6 protein-coding genes are annotated in these 11,429 nt (G+C 47.4%); 1 reads left to right on the top strand and 5 read right to left on the bottom strand.

Features of this window, described 5'->3' with window-relative positions; translation table 11 throughout:
• Window positions 1-177: 177 nt before the first annotated feature.
• Genes ACKFKF_RS32265 through ACKFKF_RS32280 form a run of 4 tightly spaced genes read right to left on the bottom strand, consistent with a single transcriptional unit; the run spans window position 178 to window position 8,080 of the window.
• Window positions 178-1,308, bottom strand: a complete 1,131-nt coding sequence (locus tag ACKFKF_RS32265) for a tetratricopeptide repeat protein (RefSeq protein ID WP_446871497.1) — start codon at window positions 1,306-1,308, stop codon at window positions 178-180.
• Window positions 1,305-2,531 carry a tetratricopeptide repeat protein gene (locus tag ACKFKF_RS32270; RefSeq protein ID WP_446871498.1) on the bottom strand — a complete coding sequence of 409 codons (1,227 nt, stop codon included), beginning with the start codon at window positions 2,529-2,531 and terminating at the stop codon, window positions 1,305-1,307. The genes ACKFKF_RS32265 and ACKFKF_RS32270 overlap by 4 nt, the downstream gene beginning before the upstream one ends.
• Window positions 2,531-4,846 (bottom strand): CHAT domain-containing protein, encoded by a 2,316-nt coding sequence (locus ACKFKF_RS32275; protein WP_446871499.1) that lies wholly within the window; start codon window positions 4,844-4,846, stop codon window positions 2,531-2,533. Before ACKFKF_RS32275 ends, ACKFKF_RS32270 begins: the two co-directional genes overlap by 1 nt.
• Window positions 4,847-4,849: 3 nt before the next feature.
• A complete protein-coding gene (locus tag ACKFKF_RS32280; protein ID WP_446871500.1) occupies window positions 4,850-8,080 on the bottom strand; it encodes a filamentous hemagglutinin N-terminal domain-containing protein in 3,231 nt (1,076 codons plus the stop codon).
• Between the two features lie 265 nt (window positions 8,081-8,345).
• Here ACKFKF_RS32280 and ACKFKF_RS32285 point away from each other — a divergent pair, with 265 nt between their 5' ends.
• A complete protein-coding gene (locus tag ACKFKF_RS32285) occupies window positions 8,346-10,082 on the top strand; it encodes a ShlB/FhaC/HecB family hemolysin secretion/activation protein (protein ID WP_446871501.1) in 1,737 nt (578 codons plus the stop codon).
• Here ACKFKF_RS32285 and ACKFKF_RS32290 read toward each other — a convergent pair.
• Window positions 10,060-11,429, bottom strand: a 1,370-nt coding sequence (locus ACKFKF_RS32290; protein ID WP_446871502.1) for a DUF4384 domain-containing protein, incomplete at its 5' end; no start/stop codon positions are given. The two genes, ACKFKF_RS32285 and ACKFKF_RS32290, sit on opposite strands and share 23 nt — an antisense overlap.

Below are 11,429 nucleotides of genomic sequence, written 5' to 3' on the forward strand. Positions count from 1 at the left end.
ACTCGCTTGCCTTCATCATCTCACAGATTTTATGGTTTTCGGATAGGCCCTTAAACCCTAACAACAGAAGCTACGGGAACGCCATCGCAAGACCCGACTGGCGCGACTGCATCGTATACGCCAAACTTGTTGCAGATCAGTTTTACGCCATTGGATTTCGTCCATTCCGCTGCAAGTTCATTGGGTTTTCAACTTTTCGATCCGACGATCGAGAACAGTTGCTCGTTGAGTGTCTCCTAGAAAGAGAAATCCCGTTCGAGCTTGTTGGTAGGCATTAAGTGCTTCTGGAGGTTTAGAAATTGCGCTATAAATGCGTCCTAACCCATATTGAGCAAGTGTCCATTCTTCCAAGTCGTATGAGGACTGAACAAGATTGATCGCTTGATTGTAGTGGTTGATCGCAGGTTGGGCAAGTCCGATTTGCCAATAGAGGTTGCCAAGGGTGCGATGGACGATCATCGAAGGATTGCCCGTTTTGATTTGCTCTTCAAGCACAGCGATCGCATCTGTGGTCAAACTGTAGGTGTCAAACGTGCGATCGGAGAGTCCGTAAACTTGAGCCGTAGAAGCAGGCAGCACATAATCACCATAGAACTTTGCTATAGATAAGGCAGTCACTTGATTGGCTAAACCACTTTTGCGAATGGCGGCAACCTCTTGAGTGATCTCATTAGCTTCAGATGGGCGCAAAACTCGAAAATCTAATTCAGAAGCGCGGATTTGATTGATACCATCTTGCTCAGAGGTTCTACCATTGCTTGCTTTGACGATCACAGTGTAAGCAGTGCCAGAAACTAAGGATGAGCCAGAATAGATTGTCTGAGGTTGTAGAACAGTAGTTTCCCAAATGATCTGGTTTGCGTTTTTCACTTGCACCACATAGCGAGTCACTCCTGGAACAGAATTCCAGCGAAATGTAGGAGTACTGCTTAATAAGAGAGAGTGGCGAGGGGAAATCAGGTAGGGAATAGTTGAGTCAGTTCCGCCTAATGTTGCGGCGGATTGATTTCCTCGTCCGGCAACTAGTCTCCAACTTCCGCAGAGTCTTCTAATCGTAATGGGTTCTTCTGATGCCCAAAATGACGTGCGGCGATTGGGACAAGATATCCGAACTCGCCCGCCCCTTGCAACTCGAATTTGGTCTCGCTCTTCAATTTCAGTGCTGACTCGAACAGCCTGGAAGTCTGACCAAGTTCGACGTTTGAGAAAGACTTGAGTTGTTGCTGAGTCGATTAGTGCTGATTGGGAGAGGGCTGGAGATGCGATGAACAAGATCATCAAAATTCCCCAGTGTAGCCAACGTTTCATTTGGGCTGTCCCTCTTTGGTTGCTAGGCGTTTTTGAGCAAGAATTGCCCATTGATCCTCATCTGGATTGTAAACAGCGGCGTTCTGGTTACAGAGTTCCCACTGCGATCGGGCTTCTGCTTTTTTCTGTTTGTCTAGAACTTGAGCCAGGAGACAATAAGGAGCGGCAATGTTTTTTTCAAGATTGGCAGTTTTTTGAAGCTCGATCGCTTCTAATAGTTTGCTTTCTGCCCCTGCCAAATCGCCTTGCTCATATCGTGCCCACCCAAAATTCTTAAGAAGCGCATGTTTAGTATCGGGTGTAGCTTGTACATTCTCCAAGGCTTGGTTTAGGAGCGAGACTGCTGCACTGTAGTTCTTATCGAGAATATAAAGCCTTGCCAGATTGTTGTTGGCATCTAAGACTCCACTTTGAGCCGCTAACTGATAATGAGGACGGGCTTCGGTGGGCTTTTGCAGTTCCTCATACAATCGACCCAACCAGAAATGAGCTTGTGGCTCATCTGCATTGAGTTGTAAGGCACGTTTGAACTTTGCTTCTGCGCCACCCCATTCTTGTCGCTCAAACTGATGAACGCCCAACGCAGTGTACTTGGTTGCAATCCAAGGTAGTGCAAGCCGAGTGCCAAATAAACTGAGCACCAATAGAATTGAGAACGCGACTCCTAATTCATGCCAATACTGTTCTGAGATGTTGAGGCGTTTGAGAATACGCTGATTGGCTTCTTGTCCAGCTTTGGTCAGTGCGCCCCCTGCTGCCAGTAGAGTCAGAATACTTTGACTACTCACGGCAAAAGCTCCGAAGCTATCTGAGCCGCCTGTGAGAAAGCGAGTTGAGATATCTCCAACTAGACTCAGCGAGATGGTGAGACACGCGATCGAGGTTGCACTCCACAGCCAATCAAACCGATTTTTGGAGGCTTCTAAATACCACCACCAGGCTTTCTCGTCGGGATTGAAGCTCGATCGCCATTGTTTTGAGGCGGTGAATCGGGAAAATTGATGAGCAGACTGCCGAAGTCTTTGATCAGATTGAGTGACGATCGCTAACTGTTGGGGCGCGATCGCGCTTTTGAGTGCAGTATTCACTGCGTCACGGGCGGTTAGAATCTCTAATACTTCTAGTTCTGAGAGGTTTTTGTTGGCACTGGTGTCGAGGGACGCGATCGCGGTTTGATACTGCTGAATTGCAGGATTTAATCCAACGGGATCATCTAACTGCATTAATTCGCTCCTCCGATCAGTGTGAAAGCTGCCCAGTTTTTTGGGTCTGGATGCGTTCGCATCGTTTTGAGCATGGCACTGCGGAGGGATTGTGCTTTACTGAGTTTGCGTTCTTTAAAGTTGCGGTAAAACTCGGTCATCAACTCTGCGGTCGGAGCGTCTGGGATTGACCAGAGCGAGACAATCACACTCGAAGCGCCTGCACTCAGGAACGATCGGGACAGCCCGATTACGCTATCTCCAGTGATTTTGCCACCTCCTGAATCACAGGCACTTAAGACGACTAACTCTGCATTGAGCTTGAGATCTAGAATTTCGCTGGCGGTAAGTAAGCCGTCGTTGGGTTCTCCGGTGCCAGAGGGAGCAAGTGCGATAGCGCCTGGAACGCCTAAGCCTTTGAAATCATCTAACAGTCCGTGTGTAGCGAGGTGAATGATTCGGGCTTTGGGGAGTTTGGCGAGAATGTCTGATTTGCGGGCGTTGTTGCCAGTGAAGGCTTTGGCATTGAAGAGTTTTCCGATTGCGATCGCTTCTTCGCCTGCCCCTGCAAGGGGGATTAGCTCGATCGGCTGTTTCTCGATCGGGCTAATCACACGCGGCATGGTGGGGTTGCCGACGATGAGGGTTTCGCCTTCGGAATGCTGCGATCGCGAAATCTCTTGCAGCACTTGGAGCGATGGAGCTGTAAGAATAGTGTGTTTCTTGATTAGATATTCGCCAGCGCTATTTTGTAGAGCCGGAAAGGGAACTTGAAATAGATCGGCTTGAGGAACAAAGACAACTGGAGCATCTGGATTCTTCGGGAGCAGATCTTGAATTGGTTCGATGAGGAGTGTGTGGAGTTGCTTGAGTTTAGGGCTTGTGTTAGGGGCAGGTTGAGAAGGTTGTTTTGGAGTGAACCCACGATTGTTGACACCGAGAGAAACGCGACTATCGGCGATGAGTTGTTCGATCGATTGCTTTTTGAGATCAACTTTGCGGAGGGTCACTTTTCCAGTGGGTTGGACAACATAAATTAGAACGGCTTCAGATGGTGAGTTTTGATTGCCTCTAAAACGAAATTCATCGGTTGGGATGAGGGAATATTCAACAAGAGTGACATTTTCTTGCTTAGCGAGTTGTTGAATAGTTGGAATATCAATGGTATCAACGATTGTTTTAGCGTGTTGTGCATTCACAGAATTGGCTTGATTGCGTATGGAAAGTAGGCGAGCAAAGGCACGGGCACGGCCTTGTTCGGAGGATTCTAGCGCTTGGTCGAATTGATTATTAGCGGCGTAAACCTGTTGCAGGAGGTTATAAGTGGAAGTCTGCGTATCAAACAACGTTACCTGTTGTTGATCGCTAACAATATTTTGGCGCAAATCTTCTAGGATTTGAATGGCAGATTTAAGTTGAGCAATCGCTTCTGGATAGCGCTGTGTATTGTAGAGTGCGTGACCTAAGTTATTGCTCGATCGGGCTTGAAGTGATTTATTGCCAATGTCTTTAGATAGGGTGAGACTTTGCTGAAGGTAGGGAATGGCTTGAGGGTATTGTTTGAGGTCGATGTGGATGCCACCAATAGCGTTGAGTGCTTGGCTTTGCAGAGTGCGGTTATTAGTATTTTTAACAATCGTCAAGGCTTGTTGTTCGTATTCCAGTGCTTTTTGAGTTTGATTTAGTGTTGTAAAAATGTTGCCTAGATTCATGAGAGCACTGGCTTCGCGGTTACGATCGCGGGTTGCTTCAGGAATGCTACGGATGAGGTCTAGGCTAGTTTGGTAACTAGTTTGGGCTTGGGCATAGGCTTGAGCAATCGCTTGGACGGTGCCCAAGTTGCTGTAGGCGATCGCTTGACCTTCGGGATCGTTGGCTTGCTGGAGGATGGCGATGGCTTGTTCGTAGCTTTGGGCAGCGCTGTTGTAGTCGCCGAGTTCCTGGTAGTCGGTGCCGAGATTTATCAGAAGTTTGCCAAGAGCAGGACGATCGCCAAGTTGGAGAAAGAGTTTCCCGGCTCTTTTGTGGGCGCTAATGGCTTTGAGGTAGTTGCCGGTGATTTTGTAGGCGATCCCAAGGTTTTGTAGAGTTTGGGCTTCGAGGAGGGGGTTTTGTAGGGTTTGAGTAATGGGGAGGAGGGTTTCGAGGGTGGTAATGGCTTCTGGGTAGCGTTCGAGGCGCAGATGGGTTTCACCCGCTTGGAAGAGAGCTGTGGCTTGTTGGGTAAGTTGTTCGGAAGGTTTAGTCGTTTGCCCGATCGCGGTAGGGGTCGCTAGAAGGGTGAGAAGGAGGAGGAGCGGAGGCACGATTGATCGAGCTATTTTGGAGCGTGGCATGGGTTAATTTTTCACAGGGATGGTCTCTGGTGGGGCAGGACGTGGGGTTGCTGCTTGTTTATCATCAAGGAGTTTGAGGATGACACCATCATTGCCTGCTGGTGAACAGGGGGCAGTACTTGGAGAGTTCTTGGAGGATGTCTGACTCCCAGTTTGATTGACTGGCTTGCAGATGAATGTGTCAGGTTTTTGAGCGGTTTGGCGATCGATATCTTTTGAGACTTTGATATCACCACCCCTAGGACCACCAGTACCACCAGTACCACCGCCTTTGCTACGGGAAGCAATCGTTTGAATTGAATCTGCATATAAACCGTTGGAGCTGTTTCCAATAAAAAGAAGCCCAGCTAATCCACTAGAGTCGCTAGGAATTTCTGCAAGAGGTTCAATGTCAATATTCCTAATCAACGAGATGCTTGATTTAGGATTTTTAGGATCAAAACTGTTGCTTGTTTGATTTATATCTACTTGGAATACTGGGCCTGGTTTTGCAATTTCTCTAAGTCCAACTACAAACCCAGATTCTCCACCTTTTTTACCGGAGATTTCGACCAGCGGTCTTGTGATGTCCGCTTCGTTCGTGCCACCGTGTCGAATCGTAACCTTCCCTTCAGTTTTCCTACCGAAGTTTTGCACTGAAATACTAACTGGAATACCTTCCGAGATGGACGAGCCAAGTTGTCGATTAAAAGGAGATGCTGCTCTAAAGATTGATACTTTTGCATCTGAGATTTTGAGATCTTCTTGGCGGTAGCCTTGACTTACAAGAAAGTTGATCACCTCGATCGGAGCCTCTTTAATCTTGAAGGTTCCTTCGTTACGGTATAGCTCCAAAAATGGTGTGGCAAGAACAGCTCTAGACTGTAGAGAATCTATTCCTGTCACTCTAAAAAGTTTGGCAGCATTTACATCAATCCCCCCAATACTAGCTGTTATGGTACGAACTTCAATATTGCCCTCGCGAGACACTAATTCAACCTTACCTAATGTTGGTGATAGTTCCTGACGGGTATATTCGCTACCGAGACTTCCTGCGCTAACGTCTCCTGCCAGAATGCTTTCTCCAGCAATTGCAACTGTTCCCCCACGGGTATTAAGATTACCCAGACGAACATTACCACCAGAGTTTACGCTAACTGAGCCTCCTATCGGCAATATTTTGCGGAGAGTGTTGCTGCTCTGAGAAGAATTAAAAGTCGTCGTAGAGATGATGTTACCAACGTTAATATCACCGGGTGCAGTCAGTACAACAGCACCTCCATTCCCTTCTGTGACAGAGGTGTCAATGTTGCCAACGCTAATGCTTGGAGGACTAGCTGAACGAGTAGACTCTGAAAACTGACCTCCTCCAAGAGCCGATGGAAGGTCAGGAAAGTTCTTCAACTCAGAAACGCCAGCGCGTAAAACAACTCCTGACCCAGCATTAAGAAACAACAAATCCGGGTCGTTGATTGTAACAGGGAAATTACCTGCACCTATAATCCGGATATTTCCACCTCGAATACTTCCTTTGGCTTCAATTTTCAGGGCTGCTCCTTCATACTTATCAAAAGTGACATCACCACTAGAGCTAATAATTCCTGTTCGTGAGCCAGATGAATTGCTCTGAGTGAAACTACCCGTGCCAGCAGTAAAGTTCCCACCACTAGCAATCTTAATATTGCCAATGATTGGTGCTGGACTGTTTAGGGTTAAATTACCACGGCTTAGAAGAAGCGACTCAGGGGCTGTGAGCGCTTGAATGTTGATCCCTTGATTGCCAGATATAGATAGCTTGCCTTTAGCCTGCAAAATAGCTGGTGCGGGGAGGACAGATCCTGTTTTGGGGATCTCTGAAATTTCCACCGATCCTCGTGAGATGAGCTGTAGATCATTCTCAGCCGATAACTCAGAACCAGTGATTTTAACTGAATCAGTCTCCGTCCGAATATTTCTTGCTAGAACATGGTACCGTTCAATGTTTAGCTTACCTCCAGCTTGAATAGTGAAGTCACCAGGGATAACAAGGGCATCTTGTACTCTTGAACTTCCAGCCCCTAAGCTCACATCACCCGTAGCAATAATCTTAAAATTGCGACCAAAGCTATTACGACTGAATCCACCGAATGAACCGGTGCCGTTAGATAGCGAAATATCACGCCCAGAGAATGTTGTACCTTCTGCTACTCTAAAGAACGTTGATGAGTTGAATCTCGCTTCAGCTATCAAGTTCCCATTCTGTGCTTCGATTCTTACTTCATTTGACTCAAGGCTTCCGTCAGCTAAAAGTAAGTTTCCATCACTGGCTAAATGAATATTTCCATTTTCTGCATTCAGACTGCTTGATACAGTTGCATCTCCAGGCTTTTGAGAAACCTCAGTGCTTGAGTTAACTGTTGTTAGTCGAATGACTCCATTCGTAACCCGTAATCTAGATGCATTGCTAACGCTGCTTCCTCCTGTTATTAGTTGTGGTAAAGTTGCGGGAATAAATGTAACAGGTAGAGCGTTAATCGCAGTTCGCTCCTCAATGGGCAATTCAATGCTGAGCAAACTTCCCGCCTGACGAATCTGCACGAATTTATTGCCAGGTACTGCCGCGATCGTAATGTTTCCTCCAGGTGCTTCCAAAGTTCCTGTAGTCACTACCGCCCCACCCAGTAAGACGATCGATTGCCCTGGATTCTTCAATCTTAAAGACGAATCGTCTGCTACTAGCGCACCCGGATTCGCCATCGTAAAAGCAAACGCATCAGGATTACCAGTTAACGCCCCATAGCTATTTGCTCCAACTGCGCTAAACCAACCATTCGCCCCAAATCGCATCCCGTTGGCTGTCGTTGCCACAAACGATCCAGGCACATTAAGACTCGCACCTGACCCAAATAAAATTCCAGCCGGATTCATCAAATACAGATTTGCGGTTCCCCCACTGACTTGAATGATCCCATTGACGATCGAAGGGTTGCCCCCAACCACCCGTCCCAAAATGTTCTGGATATTTGCACTAGGAACAAAGTTAGCAGTCTGGTTTTGATTAACTCCAAAATCTTGAAAACTGTGGAAGAGATTACTTCCTGCTGAAGCTCCACCTGTGATGTCAAGCTGATTCGTGTTCTGGACGTTGGGTGTTACAACAGTTCCCGTCCCGTCCTGCCCTGCTTCTGGAACGATCTGCGATCGCACCCGTTCTTGCTCGATTCCTAAACTTAGCAACGTCAAACCCAGCAATACGAAATAGCGCTTCAAATCCATAGGACGCTCTCTTTCTCTCAACAGGAACTCAAGCTCAAATCAAACGATACCTGGGCTAACTTCTGCTAATCAACCTGTAGTATTTAGGACTCAACTAGATACTCCAAAGAGTACGAGAAAACTCCGGATAAATTGTGAAACTTAATGTAACTTTGCAATATAATGCTTCTAAATAAATTGCACCTCCATTTGGCGAAAATGCTTTAACATCACCCTTTTGAGTGATCTTAAACTGTGAGCAAGACTACAACTTTAGGAAACAATTGTGCTTGAAACTCTGCTAATTTCTTCTGTTCCTGGTCAAATCAATTCATACATTCATAAATCAGCAAAATCCCCGAATGTAACTACGCTTCCCCAAACAATCACGACTCAGGCATTACCTTCGACCCTTGCCCAACAAATCGCACCGCCTGAAACCATACAGCGCCCTGATCCCAACCGCGATCGACTCCTTCCCGTACCTCAACCAACGCTACCTCAACCCGAAACACCCGTTTTGCCCACTCCATCTCCCAGCCCTACACCAGAATTAGAACTCCCCACCACCCCGATCGCCATTCGTCAAATCCGAATCACAGGCAGTACAGTCTTTAAGCCTTCCGACTTCGCCCCTCTCACTCAACCATTTGAAAACAAAACTGCTACTCTCGGCGATCTTCGCAATGTTGCCGACAACATCACAAAACTCTATCTCAGCAAAGGCTATATCAACACCAGAGCCATTTTAGGCGACCAGCAGATCACCGATGGAGTCGTCGAAATTCGGGTGATTGAAGGGAGCGTTAGCACGATCGAAGTCGAAGGCACTCAACGACTTAACGCAGCCTATATTCGTAATCGCGTTCGTCTCGGCATCACAACCCCACTACGCCAAGACAAACTCGAAGAACAACTGCGGCTACTGCGAACCGATCCAATTCTGAGCGATGTTGAAGCAACCCTCCGACCTGGAACGACGATCGGAGAAAGTACCCTCTCTGTTCGAGTTCGCGAAGCCAAGCCAATTTACGGAGGCATTACCACCGATAACTTCTCCCCGCCCAGTGTCGGGTCAGAGCGCGTGGGTGCATTCTTGGGCTTCCGCAATCCAACCGGACTCGGTGATGAATTGGTATTTGCTTACAATCGATCCACGAGCGGCGGCGCAAACACTTACGACCTTAACTATCGCCTCCCCGTGAATCCGATGAATGGAACCCTCCAATTTCGGATCGCACCCAGCAGCAATCGCATTACCGATAAATCGATCGCTCAAGGCTTCAACATCGGTGGCTCATCTGATCTGTATGAAGTCAGTTTTCGTCAGCCTATTGTGCGATCGCTACGGCAAGAATTTGCCCTTTCCCTTGGGTTTACGCTGCAAAATGGCGATACCTTTATCACCGAAGATTCACGGTTCAACACCAACAATCGTGCTCGTCTAGTAAAGTTTGGACAAGATTTTCTGTCCCGTGATCCGCAAGGAACTTGGGCACTACGATCGCAGTTTAACTTCGGATTCAATACCTTTGCTTCTGGGACTGGATCTGATCCGAATTTCTTTAGCTGGATTGGACAAGCGCAACGCATCCAGAGACTCAGCGATAGTAATTTCTTCATTGCTCAATTTGATCTACAACTCACCCCTGATAATCTCATCCCCTCCCAACAATTCGTTATTGGGGGTGGACAGTCAGTCCGTGGCTATCGGCAGAATGCTCGATCAAGCGATAACGGTTTTCGATTTTCACTTGAAGATCGAATCGCGATCGCCCGCAACGGTTCAGGCGCTCCGACTTTGCAGCTAGCGCCCTTCATTGATGTGGGTGCAGTCTGGAATGCGAAAGGCTCCAATTCCCCGCAAAATGTTTTGCCTGGTGGAGGGTTGGGACTGATTTGGCAACCTGTTGATCGATTGAACATTCGCGTAGATTATGCCGTTCCGTTTCGTCAGGCTGATGAACGGGGTAATAACTTACAAGACAAGGCACTTTATTTTAGCGCGAGCTACCAGCTATAACTTCAAACGTCATCGATAACGCCGCTAACTCATTGACGTGAATCTGACTCACTCCTGCGATCGCTTTTCCTCCCGTGCGTGTTGTCGTATCCAACCCATTAAATAAATCGCCTACAGATGCCGTTGATCGTTCTTCGGATGAAATCGATCGTAGAGTCTGCAAAGCCCCCTTTACTGGTGCAGTACTCGCAATCACTAATGCCTCCGCTAAACCTGCGGGAGGAGTAATCGTATACTCAATCGTCGTAATTGATTGTCTTGCTTTGATCAATCCTGCCTCCTCATTGTCTGTTTGAGGAAATGCAACGACCACTTCACCTGCCGGACTGACTAATACCACTGCAACATACAGATCTCGAACTTCTTGATTTTGCACAACTAATCGGAAGTCTTGCCCAATCTTGAGTTGAGACACGAGCTTTGATCGAGTTGCTCTCGTCGGGGTCGCTCCTCCTCGCACTGTAAAAGCTTGTCCAACCAATTCGGCTCCACTGGTTTCGATCGCTGCACTCACTTTCAAAGTTGCAGCATCCGCATTCAACATCAGTTTGAGAATTCGGGCAGCAAGAAGCGATCGTAGTTTTGGTTCTAATCGCACGATCGCAGACTGCACCGTTTCATCCGCTTTACCAAATGAATCTGGAATTGGCTCCAGTCCGGGTGAGAACAATCCAATGCTAGATGCGTTTCGACCCAAAATATAATGAACATCCTGCCGAAGCAACTCAACAAACTCAATTCGCGGAATCTTGTTAAGCGATCCAGCCTCTTTTCTCACAGAAGCATCTAACCCTATTTTGAGTGAGGTATTCTTTGGAATCGCTCGAAGGGTCTCCTGTAGCGAGGTTCCTGGGGCAATCTTTGCGTTCCAAACTCTCCCGGTTGCAATGAGTTGTTTACGCGACTCAATCTCGATCGTGCCAGTTGCTTTCCCAGTTTCATCTACGATTGTAAAGGTTGCACCCCTTCCTAACGCTTCAACACTCTGCGGATCAGTCGTGAGCAAGACTTGAACGCGATCGCCCTGCACCGCTGTCACTATAGCTCTTGAAGCTGAACGAGTTGCCGATGTAAAATAAGCCGATTGTTGTGCGTAGTTACTACCAGGCTTACTTTCCCACCTTGGCGTTTGAGGAGATGCTTTGACCGTCTTGAGAAACTGTTCCGTCTTCGCCAATGCTGATGCCATTACAGTTGAGATTGTTTTTTGATCCGTCATCTCCCACAACTGTCGTGTTAAAGAATAGGTAAACGCACCAGCATAGACATCTCCTGCAAATGCCACATCTGCCGCTTTCTGAGTGCGCCCTGAAGCCAACAATGTCACCCCCTTAGCAATACCCTGCT

The sequence above is a fragment of the Phormidesmis sp. 146-12 genome, assembly GCF_052939495.1.